We start from the raw sequence: 16,414 nt of genomic DNA on the forward strand, positions 1-16,414 counted from the left end.
CCTCAGAGCTTCAGCCCGTAGATTTCCACGGCCGCCTCGCGCGAGATCCGCTCCTCGCGCAGGTCGCGCTCGACCAGCGCGCGGTCGCGCTTTTTCGGGTCGCCGAAGCCGCCGCCGCCAGCCGCCACCATCCCGACCCATTCGCCCGGCTGCAGGATGCCGGCGCGGCGGTCGAGCGGCTTGGCGCCGGGCGAGAGCTCGACGCGCGCGGTCAGGCCGTCCTGGCCGCCCTTGAGGCCGAAGGGCGGCACGATGCTGTTGGTGCCGCCGGCCGAGATGCGGGCGGTGTGGTCGAGCATCTCGACGCGCCGCCTGAGCGTCATGCCGCCGCGATACTCGCCCGCGCCGCCGGAATCCTGCACCAGCTCGTAGCACTTCACCATGACGGGGTGCTCGATCTCGAGCGCCTCGATCGGCAGGTTGGCCGTGTTGGTCGTGTTCACCTGCACGCCGTCGAGCCCGTCCTTGTCGGCGCGCGCGCCCATGCCGCCGCCATGCATCTCGTTATAGACGTAGAAGCGGCCGGTGCGCGGATGGATTCCGCTGGTGGTCAGGAGCGTGCCGCCGGTCGAGGCCGCGGCGATCCGCTCGGGCACGACATCGGCGAGCGCGGCGAAGATCATGTCGACGAGGCGCTGGCCGATATCGGTGCGGCTGTAGACGGCGGCCGGCGGCGTCGAGTTCAGCACCGAGCCCAGCGGCGCAGAGACATGGATCGGCCGGTGGAAGCCGGAATTGGCCGGCAGATCGGGATCGACGATCGCCTTCACGGCGAAATACACCGTCGCCAGCAGCGCCGTATAGACCATGTTGATGGGGGCGCGGACCTGTTCGGGCGCATCGGGGAAGTCGATGAAGATCTCGTCGCCCTTGACCTCGATCACCACCTTCAGGTCCATCACGCCATCGATCAGGTTGCTGTCGAAGTCGTGGCGGAAGCTGTAGGTGCCGTCCGGAATCTGGGCGATGCCGGCGCGGGTGCGCCGCTCGGTATAGTCCAGCACCTGCGCGCCGGCGGCGCGCACCGTCTCGGCGCCGTATTTGTCGCAGAGCGCCTGGTAGCGCTGCACGCCGAGGCGATTGGCCGCCATCTGGGCGCGGAAGTCGTTGATGCGCTCGCGCGGAACCTGGCAGTTCAGCAGGATGAGCTGCATCAGGTCTTCCTGGAGCACGCCCTCGCGATAGAGCCTGACCGGCGGGATGCGCAGGCCCTCCTGGAAGATATGGGCGTGGCCGCGATCGACGAAATCGGAATGGTGGGCGAGGTTCGTCACCCAGGCGACGAGCTTGTCGCCATGGAAGATCGGCTCCAGGAAGACGATGTCGTTGAGATGGGTGCCGCCGCCGGTATAGGCGTCGTTGCCGACGAAGACGTCTCCCGGGCGCACGGTCGAGAGATCGTGGTTCTTGAAGACGTGCTCGGCGATGCCGAGCAGCGAGCCGAGATGCACCGGGATATGCTCGGCCTGGGCAATGGTGCGTCCGGCGGCGTCGAACAGCGCGGTCGAGCAGTCCTGCCGCTCCTTGATGTTGGTCGAGTAGGCTGCGCGGATGATCGCCTTGCCCATCTCCTCGACGATGGTGGTGAGCGCGCTGCCGATGACCTCGACGGTGATCGGGTCGAGCTGCGTCTTGGCTTTGTCCAGCATGGTCAGCCCTCGATGATGAGGTTGAGATGGGCATCGACCGTCGCGACCTGTCCGGGCAGGACGAGCGTGGTCGAATCCATCTGGTCGATGATGGCGGGACCGGTCATCTCATGGCCCGGGCCGAGCAAGGCGCGGTCATAGATCGGGCAGTTGGTGAAGCCGCCGGCTTCCGGCAGCCAGACCTCGCGCCAGCCGGTGATCGCGACATTGCTCGTGCCGGAGGCCGGGGGATAGGCCTTGAGGTCGGCCTTGGGCACGAGGCCGACCGCCTCGATGCGCAGCGTCGTGACCTGCACCGGCTCCTCGGCGGCGACATAGCCATAGACCTGCTTGTGGATGCGCTCGAACTCCGCGCGCAGCGTGACGAGGGCGGCCGCGTCGATCGGGCCGGCGGGGCAGGGCACGGTGAGCTCGTAGCCCTGGCCGCCATAGCGCATGTCGACCGAGCGGATCAGCGAGCGGCGCTCCTCGGGGATCGCCTCCTGCGCGAACCAGTCCTGCCCGCGCTCCTCGAGGCCGGCGAAGCCGCTCTCCATGCCCGGCGCACCGGCCTCGCTCAGAGGCAGGAGCCGCGTCAGCGAGAGATTGGTCCGCAAATCGGTGAGCAGCAGGCCGAGCGCGCACATGATGCCCGGATATTTCGGGACGACGAGGCGCGGGATCTCCAGCTCGCGGGCGAGCCGGGCGGCATGGATCGGGCCGGCGCCGCCGAAGCCGAGCATGACATAGTCGCGCGGATCATAGCCGCGCTCGACCGAGATCACGCGGATGGCCTTGGCCATATTGGCGATGACGACGCTGATGATGCCCTGGGCCGTCTCCATGACGCCGAGGCCGAGCTGGTCGGCGAGGCGCCCGATCGCCGCCTTGGCGCGGGCCTGGTCGATCTTCATGCGGCCATTCAGGAGATGCGTCGGGTTCAGCACCTGCAGCACGACATTGGCGTCGGTGACCGTCGGCTCCTCGTTGCCGCGCCCGTAGCAGACCGGGCCGGGATCGGCGGCGGCCGAACGCGGGCCGACCTTGAGCAGGCCGCCGGCATCGATATGGGCGATCGAGCCGCCGCCAGCGCCGACGGTGTGGATGTCGAGCATCGGCAGCTTCAGCGGATAGCCGTGAACGACGGCATCGTTCGACATTTGCGGCCGGCCGCGGTCGATCAGCGAGACGTCGGTCGAGGTGCCGCCCATGTCGAAGGTGATGATGTTGTCGAAGCCGGAAAGGCCGCCAACGGACAAAGCGCCGATGACGCCGGCCGCCGGCCCCGAGAGCACGGTGCGCGCCGGGAAGTTCTGCGCCACCTCCGACGAGATCACGCCGCCATTCGACTGGGTCAGATGCGGATGGGCGTCGATGCCGATCTCGGCCAGCCGCGGCTGCAGCTTCGAGAGATAGGATTTCATGATCGGGCCGAGATAGGCGTTCACGACCGTGGTCGAGAGCCGCTCGTACTCGCGGAACTCGGGGGCGACCTCATGCGAGATCGAGACGAAGGCGCCCGGCATCTCCTCGGCCAGGATCTCCTTGACGCGCTTCTCATGCGCCGGCTCGACGAAGGAGAACAGGAAGCAGACGGCGACCGTGGTGATGCCATCGGCCTTCAGCTTGCGGGCGGCGGCACGGACCTCCTCCTCGTCGAGCGGGGTGTGGATGCTGCCGTCGAAGCGCACGCGCTCGCTGACTTCGAGACGCTTGTCGCGCGACACCAGGATGCGCGGCTTCTGCGTCTGGATGTCGTAGAGGGAATCGCGCTTCTGCCGGCGCAATTCCAGCACGTCGCGGAAGCCCTTGGTGGTGATGAGGCCCGTCTCGGCGCCGCGCCCGACGATCAGCGCATTGGTCGCGACCGTCGTGCCATGGCCGAAATAGACGACGTCGACCTTCTGCCCCGTCGCCTTGGCGACCTCTGCGACGCCCTGCTCGATGCCGCCGGCGATGCCCAGCGAAGGGTCCTGCGGCGTGCTCGACACCTTCCAGACATGGATCTCGCCATGCGTCTCGTCGAACATGCAGACATCGGTGAAGGTGCCGCCGGAATCGACGCCGACGCGCAGCTTCAGGGTGGTTTCGTCTTGAACGGTCATGACTTTGTCGCGATCCGGTTGATCGGAAATTCAGGCAAGGCTCCGCTGCCGGCGAGCCGATGAGGCCCGCCGCTCGGGTCGTTCGAGGGGCGCTCAGCGCGTCTTGATGTCGATCGCGCGGACCCAGTCGTCGCCGCGCGCCTGCCAGGCGATGCTCTTGGACTGGGCGTAGGTGATCGGCGTGAAGAACATGAAGATCGAGGGCGAATCCTCGCAAAGCTGCTTGGTCAGCTTGCGATAGAGTCCCAGACGCCTGATCGGATTATTGGTCGAACGGGCTGCCTTCGCATCCTCGTTGAAGCTGTCGTTCTCCCAGTAGGATTGCGGGTTCTCCTTCTCCCAGAAGTTCAGGAGCCCGCCTGCGTCGAGCGTCGGCCACCCCAGGCCGAAATAGGCGGAGTCGCCGAGATTCTTGCCGACGATGTACTTGTTCATGAAGGCGCCGAATTCCATCTCGCGCAGCTTCACGGTGACGCCGATCTCGCCGAGCTGGGAGGCGACGACCTGGGCGATGTCGGAAGCCTGGATGTAGCGCCCGGTCGGCACTTCCAGATCCATGGTCAGGCCGTTGGCGAAGCCGGCCTCGGCCAAGAGCTTCTTGGCCTCGGCGGGATCGTAGGGGACGGGCTTCAGATCGGGGTTGTAGCCGAAATAGACCGGGGACAGCGGCTGGCAGGCGCTGATCTGAGCCAGGCCGTCGAGTAGCCCGTCATTGATCGCCTTGCGGTCGATGCCGAGATTGAGCGCGCGCCAGAGCTTCGGGTTGTCCTTGAACGGCGCCTTCAGCCCGTTGAGCTTGATGAACATGCCGCGCGTGCCGGCGACCGAGGAGGCCTCGGCCTTGCCGCCTGCCTTGATGCGCGCGATCTCGGAGGTCGGGAAGCCGGTGATGAGATCGACATCGCCGGCCTGGAGCGCGGCGATGCGCGAGGAATCCTCGGGGATGATGCGGAAGGTGACGTTGTCGAAGGCCGGCTTCTCGCCCCAGTAGTCCTGGCGCGCCTTCAGCACGATGCGGTCGCCGCTGGCGAAACGGACGAGCTCATAGGGGCCGCTGCCGAGCGCCGCCACGGAGGGGTTGTTCTGCTGCGTCCATTTCGGCGGCATCAGCAGGAACATCGACATCTGGTCGGGCAGGTCGGGATAGGCGCCCTTGGTGACGAATTCGACGGTGGTCGGGGAGATGACCCGGACCTCGTTGATCGCGGCGAACCAGGGCTTGTTGCGCGCGCCGGTCTTGGGGTCGAGCACGCGCTCGACATTCCATTTCACGGCCTCCGCATCGAGCTTCTCGCCGTTCGAGAAGGTCACGCCCTCGCGCAGGGTAAACTGCCAGGCGGTGTCGCCGATCGCCTGCCATTTGGTGGCGAGGCCCGGTCGCAGCTTCAGGTCGGGGCCGCGGTCGACCAGCGGGGTGTAGATATGCGCGGCGACGCTGAGGTCGGTACCGACCGTCGTCGACTTGTCGGGATCGAGCGTGTTGACGTTGCTCGACAGCGCGATCGTCAGGTCGCGCGCCAAGGCGGGGGAGAGAAGGGCGGTTGAGCTCATCGCGAAAGCGAGAGCGGCGGCGAGGCTGTGGGCCCGGTTGCGCATGACGATCCCCTGTGCTTGACTTTGGCGCCAATCTTGAATTCACGATTGGCATCTGTCAATCTCGGTCTATGGATGTTTTTGCTCAATCGGCGGGCACGGGCAGTGAGCTTCACCTCCGGACCCCTGCAGGCGAATTGCGGTCCGGCGGCAAAGCGGGTGATGATGGCCGGGAACATGCTCGGATTCGTCTTTGGAACACGGCGCGATGGTTTTGGTGACTGAGCAGGGCGGCAGGACGGCTGGCGAGGCGGGCGGCAAGCGCGCCGCCGGCGGCAGCGCCTCGCGGGCGCGCGAACTCGCAAAGCTGATCGAGAAGGACATCAGCACGGGCCGGCTCAGCGCCGGCTCCTGGCTGAAGCAGGTCGATCTCGAAGCGCAGTACAGCGCCTCACGGCTCGACATCCGCCAGGCGCTGGACCGGCTCGAGGAGAAGGGCTTCGTCAAGCTGGAGGCCAATCGCGGCTACCGCGTCGAGAGTTTCGACAAGGAGCGCTTCCGCAATGTGGTGACGATCCGCGCGATCCTGGAGGTCGCGGCCGCCGCGGAGGTGCTGAAGCATATCGATGAGGCGGGGCTGCAACGCTTGCTGCTGCGCGCCGACGCCTTCGCCGAAGCCGTCAATGCCGGGACCGTGGTCGCGCAGGAGGAGGCGAACTACGCCTTCCATGCCGTGATGCTGGAATTCTGCCCGAACCGCGACCTCGTCTCGATGATCTTCGATTTGCGCAGCCGGGTGCCCGTCACGTTGACGCGCGAGAAGAACACCGCCGCCCTGCTCGCCAATACGGTGAGCGAGCACTACGAGATCGTCGAACGCCTGCGCGAGCGCGACAAGCCCGGGCTGGAGGCCGTCGTCCACAAGCATGTGATGGGCGGTCTCGAAGTCGTCTGACATCACCCGAGGGAATTGAGCCATGCGCGTCGCCATCATCGGCTTCGGCGGAATCGGGCGCGGCTATGCCGCCTACCTGACCGCCCAGGGGCATGAGCCCGTGATCTGGTCGCCGAGCGGAGCGGCCCTGGCCGATTTTGCCGGGGATGCATCGCTGACCGTCACCGGCAAGCTCGAAACCGCCGTGCCGTTGCGCGTCGCCCGCGATTGCGCCGAGGCCGTCGCGGGGACCGAGGTGGTCATCGTCGCGGTGCAGGCGAATGGCTTCAAGACGGTGCTCGATGCGCTCGCACCACATCTTGTCGCCGGGCAGAGCGTCATCATCAGCGCCCATTGCTCCTTCGCGGCGCTCCATCTGCACCGCCTGCTGCAGGAGCGGGGCGTCGACGTCCCGATCGCGGCCTGGGCGACGACGGCGCTGACTGCGCGCAAGAGCGGGCCGCGCAGCGTCCATGTCTCGGGCATCCGGGCGAAGCTCGACGTTGCCACCTTGCCGGTTCGCCATGCGCAGGCGGGCCTCGATGCCTGCCGCGCCCTGTTCGGCGATCGCTTCGAGCCGCGCGAGGATGTGCTCGCGATCATGCTCAGCAACCTCAACCCGCCGGCCCATGTCGCGAACATGCTGGGTAACCTGACCCGTGCCGAGCGCGGCGAGGACTGGCCCAATTACGGCTCGATCACCCAGGGCGTCGGCCGCATCGTCGATGCCATGGATGTCGAGCGCCTGGCGCTGGCCGGGGCCTTCGGCCTGTCGGTCCGCAGCGTGCAGGACCACTATGTGCATTCCTTCGGCGTGGCGCCGGGCCCGGTCGGCGAGATGGCGGCGGCCGTCTACAGGAACCGCCCGGAGCTGCTCGGCCCCAAGACGCTGGACACCCGCTTCATTACCGAGGACGTGCCCTTCGGCCTGGTGCCGCTCGAGGCCTTGGGGCAGGTCGCCGGCGTGGCGCTGCCGCTGCATCAGGCCGGCATCGCCCTGTTCGACGCGATCTGCGCCCGGAATTTCCGCGCCGAGAACGATCTGCTGCCGGCGCTCGACCTTGGCCGGCTTTCCGCCGTGCAGCTCCAGCGGGAGCTGCGCGGGGACTGATCCGGCTCTAGTCCGCCACCGGCTCTCCGAGCGTGTGCATCAGCCGGTTGGCCCAGCCGAAGATCGAGGCAGAGAGGATGAGGTCGAGGATCTCGACCTCGGACAGGCCGACCTCGCGCAATGCCGCAAGCTCCGCCGCGCCGGCCGCGGGCGGCGATTGCGAGAGCTTCACGGCGAAGTCGAAGATCGCCTGATGCTGCTCCTCGAGCTCGGCCTGCGTGCCCGCCGCGAAGATCGTCTCCATCACCTCCGGGCGCTTGGTGAGCTGGTTGAAGCGCGAGGCGTGGACCGCGGCGCAGTAGACGCAGGCATTGACGATCGAGGCCGCCACGGCGCCGAGCTCGCGCTCCGCCGAGGACAGGCCGCCCTTGCCGTACATGATCGCGTTGAAGAGTGGCGAGCGCACCTTGAGCGATTCCGGATCATGCGCCAGCGTCAGCACATAGGCCGAGATCTTCTTGTTCGACGGCGTCACCTGCATCGCCTCGAGCTGCTCGGGCGTCGCCTTGTCGATCTCGACGGGCGTGACATAGGGCTGCCAGCGCGGAACCGTCGCGGTGAATTCGTGGACGACCTTGCTCATCGGGAGGCTCCCAGCAGGCGCAGCCCGGCGATGACGCGGGCCTGATAGTTGACGAAGGCGGCCAGTTCCGCGAGCCGGACGACATCGGGTTCAGTGATGCCGGCGGCGACGAGCGCGGCGACATCTCCCTTCGTCGCCTCCCGCGTCCGGGCGGTGAGGATGTCGATGTGGCGGACCAAAGCGGCGAGCCGGGCATCGGCGCCGGCCCGGCTCGCGTCCTCGCCGGCAGCGATCGCGGCGAGGACCGGCGTTTCGCCGGCATCCGCCAGCAAGGCGCGGTAATGCGCCGCCAGGGCGTCGTCGCGATTGACGGAGGCCATGCGCGTCGCCAGCGCGGCCCGCTCGGCATGGCTGAGGCCGCCCGGCTCGCGCGGCAGCAGCACCGCATCGTGGCTGGCCTGACTCAATTCCATGATTTGCGCCCGCTGTGCCAGCGCCTCGGCGAGGGGCGAGCCTGCCCCGACGCCGGCCAGGGTCTCGATCAAAGTCATTCCATCCTCCGCGCAAGGCGGGCGTCTCGTCGCCCGATCGAATAATGCTTGACGCGTATCATGATGTCCATATCATTCGGATTTGGAATTATGGATGCCATGGATCTGCGCCAGCTCGAAGCCTTCGCCGCCGTCATGTCCGCCGGGAGCATCACCGGCGCGGCGCGGCTGCTCGGGCGCTCGCAACCGGCTCTGACCCGCCTGATCCAGGATCTCGAAGCCTCGCTCGGCTTTGGCCTGCTGCATCGCGCCGGGCCGCGCGTCACCCCGACCGGGCAGGGCCTGCGCTTCTACCAGGAGGTCGAGCCAGTGATCGCCTGGCTGCGGCTGCTGCGCGAGCGGGCCGACGCCATCGCGCAGGAGCGGCCGCCTTCGCTGTCCGTCGCCGCCATCGCCGCCTTCTCCGGCATGCTGCCGGCTGCGCTTGCGCGGCTGGACGGAGACAGCCTTCCCGACCGGATCCATGTCCGGACGGCCATTGCCGAGCAGGTCGTGGAGGCCGTCGCGACGCAGGGCTGCGAAATCGGCATCGCCAGCCTGCCGGTCGAGCATCCGGCGATCGACATTCACTGGATCGGCGAGGCGCCCTGCGTCGCTGTCGTCGCGGCGGACGATCCGCTCGCCGGCAGCGACCGCATTCCGCTCGCGAGCCTGGCGGGTCGCCGGCTGATCACCATGGCGAATCCGTTCCGCTGGCGCCGCCGCCTCGATACGGCGCTGGCGGAGCGCGGCATCGTGCCGGCCGCGATCCTCGACAGCAACACCGCGCAGACCGCCATCATGTCGGCGCGGGCGGGCCTCGGCATTGCGATCGTCGAGCCGGTCATGGCCCATGGCGTGCCGGTGGAGGGAGTGGCGATCCGCCCGCTCGACCTGTCGATCCCCTTCTTCTGGGCGGTCTTCTCGCCTTATGGCCGGCCGTTGAGCGGCCTGGCCTCGGGCCTTGTCGAGGCGCTCGAGACGATTTCACGTGAGACGCTGCCGGGCTTCGTCCGGCACGCCGCGACGGCCCGCGACCGGCTGATGGCCGACGCCCTGGGCTCTTCCCCCCATCCGAAAGACCTTGCGCCATGAACGCCAACACGCCGCCGGCCATCGGCCTGCGCCAGCTCGAATTGCGGTTGCGACAGGACCTCTTCTGGCTGGAATGGCCGGCCAAGAGCTGGGTGCCGCCGCGTACCTTCGCCGGAGAGCCCGTCACCGACGTCGTGATCGTCGGGGCCGGGATGTGCGGGCTCGCCGCGGCGGCGGCGCTGAAGGGGCTCGGCATCGCGAATCTGCTGGTGCTCGACAAGGCGCCCGCCGGCCGCGAAGGGCCCTGGGTGACCTTCGCGCGCATGGAAACGCTGCGCTCGCCCAAGCAGCTCACGGGCCCGGCCCTCGGCCTGCCGGCCCTGACCTTCCGCGCCTGGTACGAGGCACAGTTCGGCCAGGACGCCTGGGACGCGCTGGGCAAGATCCCCCGGCGGCAATGGATGGAATACCTCACCTGGTATCGCCGCGTGCTCGACCTGCCGGTCCGCAACGAGGTCGAGCTTCTCGCCGTGGAGCCCGGCCCCGAGGAGCTGCTGACGCTGCGCCTGCGCGAAGCCGGCGCCGAGCGCGTCATCCGCGCCCGCCACCTCGTGCTGGCGACCGGCCGCGACGGGCTCGGCGGCCCCTTCGTGCCGGAAATTGTCTCCGGTATCGACCGCAAGCTCTGGGCCCATAGCTCGGAGGAGGTCGATTTCGAGGCTCTCAGAGGCAAGCGCATCGGGGTCGTCGGCGCCGGCGCCTCCGCCATGGACAATGCGGCCGAGGCTCTCGAACAGGGGGCTGGCAGCCTCGACCTCTTCGTTCGCCGCAAGGACCTGCCGCGCGTCAACAAGTTCACGGGCATCGGCAGCCAGGGCGTGGTCCATGGTTTCGCTGCCCTGCCGGATGAGTGGAAATGGCGCTTCCTCGACCATGCGATGAAGGCGCAGACGCCGCCGCCGCGCGATTCGACGCTGCGCGTCTCGCGCCATCCGCAGGCGCGCTTCCATCTCGGCAGCCCGATCCTGAGCCTGGAGGAGCGCGACGGTCATCTCGTCCTGACCACGCCGAGCGGTGCCTATCCGCTCGATTTCCTGATCCTGGCGACGGGGTTCCAGGTCGATCTCGGCCTGCGGCCGGAGCTTGCGGCCTTCGCGCCCTTCATCCGCTTCTGGAAGCACCGCTATACGCCGCCGACCGGCCTCGACAATGCGGAGCTTGCCAATGCCCCGGATCTCGGGCCCGGCTTCGAGTTCCAGGAACGCGAGCCCGGCTCCTGCCCGGCGCTGTCGCGGATCCACTGCTTCAACTATCCGGCGATGCTCTCCCACGGGAAGCTCTCGGGCGACATCCCGGCCGTCAGCGACGGCGCGGATCGCCTTGCGCGCAGCATCACCGCCGGGCTGTTCAGCGAGGATCGCGAGACGCATTACGCCGCGCTCGTCGCCTATGATACGCCGGAGCTGCTGGGTGACGAGTGGACGGTCGCGCCGCACTCGGCGGCTTCGGGCTGACAATTTAGATGGTGCTCTTCATTTTGCTTTAGCTGGATAACCAATGCGTCGGGGCGGCCTCGGGACAGGTAGGGACGGATGAATTACCGCTGGGACTGGTCGGTCCTGATCAGGGAGCCCTATATCGACTGGCTGTGGAGCGGCCTGCTCCTGACGCTGGCGATCAGCATCCTGAGCTGGGCCGTCGCGCTGACGATCGGCATCGTCGTCGGCGTCGCCCGCAGCGCCCCGTCTCGCGTGGCGCGCCTGCTGGCCGGCATCTATATCGACGTGTTCCGCAGCGTGCCGCCGCTCGTCCAGCTGTTCCTCTGGTATTTCGTCCTGCCCGAGATCGTTCCCGACGGGGTCGGCCTCTGGCTGAAGCGGGACCTGCCTTATCCGGAGATCGTCACCGCGGTGGTCGCCATCGGCCTGTTCGCCGGGGCGCGCGTCGCCGAGCAGGTTCGCGCCGGCATCGAGGCCGTCGGCGCGCCGTTGCTGCCAGCGGCGCTCGCCACAGGCCTGCGCCCGCTGCAGGCCTTCCGGCTGATCGCCCTGCCGCTGGGCCTGCGCGCCATCGTCGGGCCGCTGACCTCCGAGTTCCTGATCACGATCAAACTGTCCTCGCTCAGCCTGACGATCGGCGTGCTCGAACTGACCGCGCAAAGCCGGCATGTCGAGAACTACACCTTCCAGGGCTTCGAGGCCTTCACCTTCGCGACGGTGGGCTATCTGGTGATCGGCCTGTGCGCGACGGGGCTGATGCGCCTCATCGATGGCCGGATCGGCGGAGCCTCGCTGCGAAAGGCCACGACGTGAGCGATTTCGACTGGGGCGTGATCGCCCGCTCGTATGGATTCCTCGCCGAAGGGATGGCGCTCAGCGCGCTGCTGGTTCTGGTCGCGACGCTGGGCGGCCTCGTCGTCGGCTTCGGGCTGGCGCTGATGCGGCTGTCCACGCACCGGCTGATCTCGGTCCCGGCGGCGGCTTACGTCACGGTGATGCGCTCGCTGCCGCTGGTGCTGGTGCTGTTCTGGTTCTATTTCCTGATGCCGCTCGCCATCGGGCGGCCGGTCGGCTCGCTGACCTCGGCCCTGATCGCCTTCGTCCTGTTCGAGGCGGCGTTCTATTGCGAGATCATCCGCGCCGGCATCGGCAGCGTCCGCTCCGGGCAGAGCGATGCCGGGCTGGCGACGGGCCTGCGCCGCTGGCAGGTGCTGCGGCTGATCGTGATGCCGCAGGCGATGCGGGCGATGGGGCCGCTGATCCTCAACCAGATCGTGATCGTGTTCCAGGACACCTCGCTGGTCTATGTCGTGTCGCTGCACGACTTCCTCACCGCCGCGAGCGTGGTCGCCGCCCGCGACGGGCGTTCCACCGAAATGTATACGCTGGTCGCCGTCGTCTATCTGGTGATCTGCCTCTCCGTCACGAAGCTTGCCGAATTCTACAGGAAGGGGCGCCCGTCATGATCGTTCTGGACGACGTGCACAAATCCTACGGCCCCCAGCACATCCTGCGCGGCTGCTCGGCCGAGATCCGTCTCGGCGAGGTCGTGGTGGTCTGCGGGCCGTCGGGCTCCGGCAAGAGCACGCTGATCAAATGCATCAACGGGCTGGTGCCGTTCGAGCGGGGCACGATCACGGTCGACGGCGTCTCGGTCTCGTCGCCGAAGACCGACCTGCCGGCCCTGCGCTCGCGCATCGGCATGGTCTTCCAGAGTTTCGAGCTCTACCCGCACATGACCGCGCTGCAGAATGTCAGCCTGGCGCAGATCCATGTGCTCAGGCGCTCGCAGAAGGAGGCCGATGAGCGCTCGGCGAAGATCCTGACGCGGGTCGGCCTGGGCGACAAGCTGGGACAACGCCCGTCGCAACTCTCCGGCGGGCAGCAGCAGCGCGTGTCGATCGCACGCGCCCTGGCGATGAACCCGCAGGCGATGCTGTTCGACGAGCCGACCTCGGCGCTCGACCCCGAGATGATCAACGAGGTGCTGGAGGTGATGCAGGAGCTCGCCCTCGAAGGCATGACCATGATCGTCGTCACCCATGAGATGGGCTTCGCCCAACGCGTTGCGGATCGCGTCCTGTTCATGGATCGTGGCGAGATCGTCGAGGACACGCCCAAGGAGCAGTTCTTCACAGCCCCTGCCTCGGAGAGGGCGCGGCAATTCCTGAAGCAGGTCCTGACGCATTGAGCGGTCATGGGCGTTTCCAGCGGCCAGCCATGGTCACGCGAGCGACAACAAGCCGGCGGTCCCGTCGGGAGAGGCGATTCCACGATGCGCGTTAGTATTCTCGGTGCGGGAGCGGCGGCCTGCGGCGCCGCGGCTCAATTGTCGGCCATGGGGCATGACCCGATGCTGTGGTCGCCCTCCGGCCGGAGCACGGAGCAGCTTGCTGCGGGAGCGCCGCTGCGCGCGACGGGAGCGATCGAAGCCAGCTTCCACCCGCGCATCGCGGGAAGCGCCGCGGAAGCCGTCGCCAGCGCCGACGTCGTGATGCTGGCGATGCCGGGCTACGCCCACAAGATGGCGTTCGATGCGATCGCCCCTCATCTGAGGGAGGGGCAGTCCGTCATCGTCAGCTCGCATGCCTCCTTCGGCGCGCTCTACCTTTCGCAGCTGCTGGCGGCGCGGGAGCTGTCTGTGCCCATCGTCGTATGGGGGACGACCCTGACGACCGGCCGCAAGGCATCGCCGACCGAGGTCGCGGTGAATTCGCTGCGCTCCAAGATCGACATCGCGGCCTTGCCGCAGGAAGCTGCGGCCGAAGCGCTGGCGCTGTGCAACGCCCTGTTCGGCGAGCGCTTTGTCGTCCGCGAGGGACTGCTGGCGATCGCCCTGAGCAATCTCAACCCGCAGAACCATCTCGCCATCGCCCTGTTCAACCTGACGCGGATGGAGCGGGGCGAAAGCTGGGGCCAGGCCGAGAACGTCACCACCGCCGTCGGGCGCGTGATGGAAGCGCTCGATGCGGAGCGGCTCGCCATCGCCGAGGCCTTCGGCGTCTCGGTCCGGACGATCCGCGAGCATTATGCCTATTCCTACCAGCTTCCGGTCGCCAGCATCGCGGAGATGAACGCCGAGCTGCATGGCCGCGGCAAGGGCGGTTTCGGCCCGACGACGCTGGAGAGCCGCTACGTTCTCGAAGATGCACCTTACGGATTATGGCCCACCGTGCTGCTCGGCCGGCTCGCCGGGAAACCGGCGACCTTGCACGAGGCGGGGCTGACGATGCTGTCGGCCGCCTATGGGCGGGATTTCGCGGGCGAGAACGAGTTGCTGCCGGCGCTCGGCTTCGCGGCGATGGCGCGCGACGAGCTGGAGGCGCGGGCGCGGGATGGATTTTAGACACCGTCCTCCGGCGAGGGCGGCCATGCGAGCGATCGCGATAACCGGGAGAGAGCCATGAGATTCCATCTTGCTGCAGCCGCGGGCGCATGTCTGGCGCTGAACCTGGCGAGTTCGGCCGCCGGAGCCCAGGAGGTCGACGGCATCGTCAAGAAGCTGAAAGAGACACAGACCATCACCATGGGCGTCCGCGAGGCGCTGTTTCCGTTCAGCTATCTCGACGACAACAAGAATCCGACGGGCTATGCGGTCGAGTTCTGCAAGCGCATCATCGAGGACATCAAGACCGAGCTGAACCTGCCCGAGATCAAGATCAAATACGTGCCGATGACGATCCAGAACCGGCAGGCGCTCGTTGCCAACGGGACGATCGACCTCGAATGCGAGGGGACGGTCAACACCTTCGGTCGCAACAAGCAGGTCGATTTCTCGTCGGTCAGCCACGTCTCGGCGAGCCAGCTTCTGGTCCTCAAGAGCACCGGCATCAAGAATTACGACGACCTCAACGGCAAGATCGTTGCGGTGGCGACGGGCGGCACCAGCGAGCCCGACCTCAAGAAGCTCGTGGCCGAGCGCAAGCTCAATCTGCGCGTCATCAATGTCGACGACCACGCCGCCGCCCTGATCGCGGTCGAGACCCGGCGCGCCGATGCCTATTTCAGCGACAACGGCGCCTTCTACGGGCTGATCAAGCAGTCGAAGAAGCCCGATGCGCTGGAGATCGTCGGCGACGAATATGGCTATGCGCCGCAAGGCTTCATGGTGCCCAAGCTCAACCCGACCATTCTCTGGATCGTCAATCACACGATGGGCAAGATGTTCAAATCGGGCGAGGCCGAGGCCTTGTACATGAAGTGGTTCGGGCCGCTCGGCGCCCATGTCGGGCCGAAGCTGCGGGCGGCCTGGGCGACGCAATCCTACGCCGAATGAGCCTGCGCCGCCGTCACGGCGCTTGAGAACCGGACCCGCCGCGCTCCGCGCGGCGGCAGGGCCTGTCGGTCGCTTGCGGTCAGGCACCTGAGGGGGCGAGCCGGAGATCGCGGAGCGCGGGAGCGCCCAGCATCCCCATCGTGGTCCTGAGTTCATTGGCGAGGATGTCGAGGATGCGGCCAGCGCCTTCCGCGCCGCCGATCGCCACGCCATAGAGCGGCGCGCGGCCGATCAGGACGCCGTTCGCGCCCAAAGCGAGAAAGCGGGCGATGTCGGCGCCGCGGCGCACGCCGCTATCGGCCAGGATCTCGAGACGGCCGGCGACGGCGTCGGCGATCGCCGGCAGCACCTGGGTCGGGCCGGGCGCGCAGTCGAGATTGCGCGCGCCATGGTTCGACACGACGATGGCGTCGACGCCGTGCGATAAAGCCGCCTGCGCATCCTCCACCCGCAGGACGCCCTTGAGCACGAGCTTGCCGCGCCAGTGCCGGCGCAGCAGCTTCACATCCTCCCAGGTCACGTCCGCCGCCAGGCTGAGCTCGTCGGAGAGCGCGGCGCGGCCGAGCTTGGTGCGGAACCCGTCGGGGTAGTGCGCATAGGTCGGCACGCCGCCCGTCGCCAGCGCCCGCAACATGACCGAGGCCGTCCAGCGCGGATGCAGGGCTACGTCGAGCCCCGCCCGCCACGAGGCCTTCAGCGGAATGCCGAAGCCGTTGCGGAGATTGTATTCGCGGTTGGGGCCGACGGCGGTGTCGACGGTCAGGACGAGGGTTTCGGCCCCGGCCGCCCAGGCGCGGTCGAGCAGGGCGAGCATGCGCTGGCGGTTCTTCCAGACATAGAGCTGGAACCAGAGCCGCGCGCCGGATTCCGCCGCGATGCGCTCGATGGCGGTGATCGACTGCGTCGAGACGCAGAAGGGAATGCCGGCCGCTGCCGCCGCTTTGGCGATGGCGATCTCGCCATCGTGCCAGACGAGGCCGGCGACGGCGGTAGGCGCGATCACCAGCGGGAGCGGCTGGCGCTGGCCGAGGATCTCGGCCTCGGTCGAGCGCCGGGAGACATCGACCAGCACGGCCGGCGAAAGCCGGATCGCGTCGAGCTCACTGCGGTTGGTGGCGATGGAGACTTCGTCCTCGCTGCCGCGATCGACATATTCGAACAGGCCGCGCGGCAGACGGCGCGAAGCGGCGCGGCGCGCATCGGCGACGTTGAGGATATGGGAGAAGGCGGTCATCGCGGC

At 67.8% G+C, this 16,414-nt stretch carries 15 protein-coding genes; 9 read left to right on the forward strand and 6 right to left on the reverse strand.

The annotated features are described in order from the left end of the window. Nucleotides 1-2 precede the first annotated feature (2 nt). The 3 genes from GGC47_RS16745 to GGC47_RS16755 form a co-directional block, all read right to left on the reverse strand. Nucleotides 3-1,649 (reverse strand): hydantoinase B/oxoprolinase family protein, encoded by a 1,647-nt coding sequence (locus GGC47_RS16745; protein WP_142023021.1) that lies wholly within the window; start codon nt 1,647-1,649, stop codon nt 3-5. A gap of 2 nt (nt 1,650-1,651) precedes the next feature. Next, nucleotides 1,652-3,733 carry a hydantoinase/oxoprolinase family protein gene (locus GGC47_RS16750; RefSeq protein WP_429068537.1) on the reverse strand — a complete coding sequence of 694 codons (2,082 nt, stop codon included), beginning with the start codon at nt 3,731-3,733 and terminating at the stop codon, nt 1,652-1,654. 93 nt (nt 3,734-3,826) lie between these two features. Next, on the reverse strand, nt 3,827-5,329 hold the full coding sequence (locus tag GGC47_RS16755) for an ABC transporter substrate-binding protein (protein WP_112764924.1): 1,503 nt from the start codon (nt 5,327-5,329) through the stop codon (nt 3,827-3,829). Between the two features lie 205 nt (nt 5,330-5,534). Between GGC47_RS16755 and GGC47_RS16760 the strand changes: the two genes are divergently transcribed. Next, complete coding sequence (locus GGC47_RS16760) at nt 5,535-6,221, forward strand: GntR family transcriptional regulator (protein ID WP_051987964.1); 687 nt, start codon at nt 5,535-5,537, stop codon at nt 6,219-6,221. Nucleotides 6,222-6,243: 22 nt separating this feature from the next. Further along, nucleotides 6,244-7,311, forward strand: a complete 1,068-nt coding sequence (locus GGC47_RS16765; RefSeq protein ID WP_429068538.1) for an NAD/NADP octopine/nopaline dehydrogenase family protein — start codon at nt 6,244-6,246, stop codon at nt 7,309-7,311. A gap of 7 nt (nt 7,312-7,318) precedes the next feature. On the opposite strand, the gene GGC47_RS16770 is transcribed toward GGC47_RS16765, so the two are convergent. Beyond that, the gene (locus tag GGC47_RS16770; RefSeq protein ID WP_142023026.1) at nt 7,319-7,894 is read right to left on the reverse strand and encodes a peroxidase-related enzyme; all 576 of its coding nucleotides are present in this window, start codon (nt 7,892-7,894) and stop codon (nt 7,319-7,321) included. After that, on the reverse strand, nt 7,891-8,385 hold the full coding sequence (locus GGC47_RS16775) for a CMD domain protein (RefSeq protein WP_113251906.1): 495 nt from the start codon (nt 8,383-8,385) through the stop codon (nt 7,891-7,893). Before GGC47_RS16775 ends, GGC47_RS16770 begins: the two co-directional genes overlap by 4 nt. A 90-nt stretch (nt 8,386-8,475) precedes the next feature. Here GGC47_RS16775 and GGC47_RS16780 point away from each other — a divergent pair, with 90 nt between their 5' ends. From GGC47_RS16780 to GGC47_RS16810, 7 genes are all read left to right on the forward strand, one after another. Further along, nucleotides 8,476-9,459 (forward strand): LysR family transcriptional regulator, encoded by a 984-nt coding sequence (locus tag GGC47_RS16780; RefSeq protein ID WP_429068539.1) that lies wholly within the window; start codon nt 8,476-8,478, stop codon nt 9,457-9,459. Then, the gene (locus GGC47_RS16785) at nt 9,456-10,913 is read left to right on the forward strand and encodes an NAD(P)-binding domain-containing protein (RefSeq protein WP_429068540.1); all 1,458 of its coding nucleotides are present in this window, start codon (nt 9,456-9,458) and stop codon (nt 10,911-10,913) included. The genes GGC47_RS16780 and GGC47_RS16785 overlap by 4 nt, the downstream gene beginning before the upstream one ends. Nucleotides 10,914-10,991: 78 nt before the next feature. Further along, nucleotides 10,992-11,711 (forward strand): amino acid ABC transporter permease, encoded by a 720-nt coding sequence (locus tag GGC47_RS16790; protein WP_038362972.1) that lies wholly within the window; start codon nt 10,992-10,994, stop codon nt 11,709-11,711. After that, nucleotides 11,708-12,364 carry an amino acid ABC transporter permease gene (locus GGC47_RS16795; RefSeq protein WP_038362974.1) on the forward strand — a complete coding sequence of 219 codons (657 nt, stop codon included), beginning with the start codon at nt 11,708-11,710 and terminating at the stop codon, nt 12,362-12,364. Before GGC47_RS16790 ends, GGC47_RS16795 begins: the two co-directional genes overlap by 4 nt. Beyond that, complete coding sequence (locus GGC47_RS16800; protein ID WP_038362977.1) at nt 12,361-13,089, forward strand: amino acid ABC transporter ATP-binding protein; 729 nt, start codon at nt 12,361-12,363, stop codon at nt 13,087-13,089. The genes GGC47_RS16795 and GGC47_RS16800 overlap by 4 nt, the downstream gene beginning before the upstream one ends. 84 nt (nt 13,090-13,173) lie before the next feature. After that, the gene (locus GGC47_RS16805) at nt 13,174-14,244 is read left to right on the forward strand and encodes an NAD/NADP octopine/nopaline dehydrogenase family protein (protein ID WP_429068541.1); all 1,071 of its coding nucleotides are present in this window, start codon (nt 13,174-13,176) and stop codon (nt 14,242-14,244) included. Between the two features lie 57 nt (nt 14,245-14,301). Then, entirely contained in the window at nt 14,302-15,174 is an 873-nt protein-coding gene (locus GGC47_RS16810; RefSeq protein WP_112764917.1) for an amino acid ABC transporter substrate-binding protein, read from the forward strand. A 79-nt stretch (nt 15,175-15,253) separates the two neighbouring features. Here the strand turns inward: GGC47_RS16810 and GGC47_RS16815 are convergent, their stop codons facing one another. Continuing rightward, complete coding sequence (locus GGC47_RS16815; RefSeq protein WP_142023031.1) at nt 15,254-16,408, reverse strand: alpha-hydroxy acid oxidase; 1,155 nt, start codon at nt 16,406-16,408, stop codon at nt 15,254-15,256. Between the last annotated feature and the right edge of the window lie 6 nt (nt 16,409-16,414).

It is taken from the genome of Allobosea sp. OAE752, assembly GCF_050433265.1.
In the GTDB taxonomy this organism is placed as follows: Bacteria; Pseudomonadota; Alphaproteobacteria; order Rhizobiales; family Beijerinckiaceae; genus Allobosea; species Allobosea spartocytisi.

What these genes read in the sequence shown, in the direction of transcription:
- GGC47_RS16770 (WP_142023026.1), bottom strand. Translation starts at nt 7,894, where the DNA reads ATGAGCAAGGTCGTCCACGAATTCACCGCGACGGTTCCGCGCTGGCAG.
- GGC47_RS16775 (WP_113251906.1), bottom strand. Translation starts at nt 8,385, where the DNA reads ATGACTTTGATCGAGACCCTGGCCGGCGTCGGGGCAGGCTCGCCCCTC.
- GGC47_RS16755 (WP_112764924.1), bottom strand. Translation starts at nt 5,329, where the DNA reads ATGCGCAACCGGGCCCACAGCCTCGCCGCCGCTCTCGCTTTCGCGATG.
- GGC47_RS16800 (WP_038362977.1), top strand. Translation starts at nt 12,361, where the DNA reads ATGATCGTTCTGGACGACGTGCACAAATCCTACGGCCCCCAGCACATC.
- GGC47_RS16810 (WP_112764917.1), top strand. Translation starts at nt 14,302, where the DNA reads ATGAGATTCCATCTTGCTGCAGCCGCGGGCGCATGTCTGGCGCTGAAC.
- GGC47_RS16780 (WP_429068539.1), top strand. Translation starts at nt 8,476, where the DNA reads ATGGATGCCATGGATCTGCGCCAGCTCGAAGCCTTCGCCGCCGTCATG.
- GGC47_RS16750 (WP_429068537.1), bottom strand. Translation starts at nt 3,733, where the DNA reads ATGACCGTTCAAGACGAAACCACCCTGAAGCTGCGCGTCGGCGTCGAT.
- GGC47_RS16785 (WP_429068540.1), top strand. Translation starts at nt 9,456, where the DNA reads ATGAACGCCAACACGCCGCCGGCCATCGGCCTGCGCCAGCTCGAATTG.
- GGC47_RS16745 (WP_142023021.1), bottom strand. Translation starts at nt 1,649, where the DNA reads ATGCTGGACAAAGCCAAGACGCAGCTCGACCCGATCACCGTCGAGGTC.
- GGC47_RS16765 (WP_429068538.1), top strand. Translation starts at nt 6,244, where the DNA reads ATGCGCGTCGCCATCATCGGCTTCGGCGGAATCGGGCGCGGCTATGCC.
- GGC47_RS16805 (WP_429068541.1), top strand. Translation starts at nt 13,174, where the DNA reads ATGCGCGTTAGTATTCTCGGTGCGGGAGCGGCGGCCTGCGGCGCCGCG.
- GGC47_RS16815 (WP_142023031.1), bottom strand. Translation starts at nt 16,408, where the DNA reads ATGACCGCCTTCTCCCATATCCTCAACGTCGCCGATGCGCGCCGCGCC.
- GGC47_RS16790 (WP_038362972.1), top strand. Translation starts at nt 10,992, where the DNA reads ATGAATTACCGCTGGGACTGGTCGGTCCTGATCAGGGAGCCCTATATC.
- GGC47_RS16760 (WP_051987964.1), top strand. Translation starts at nt 5,535, where the DNA reads ATGGTTTTGGTGACTGAGCAGGGCGGCAGGACGGCTGGCGAGGCGGGC.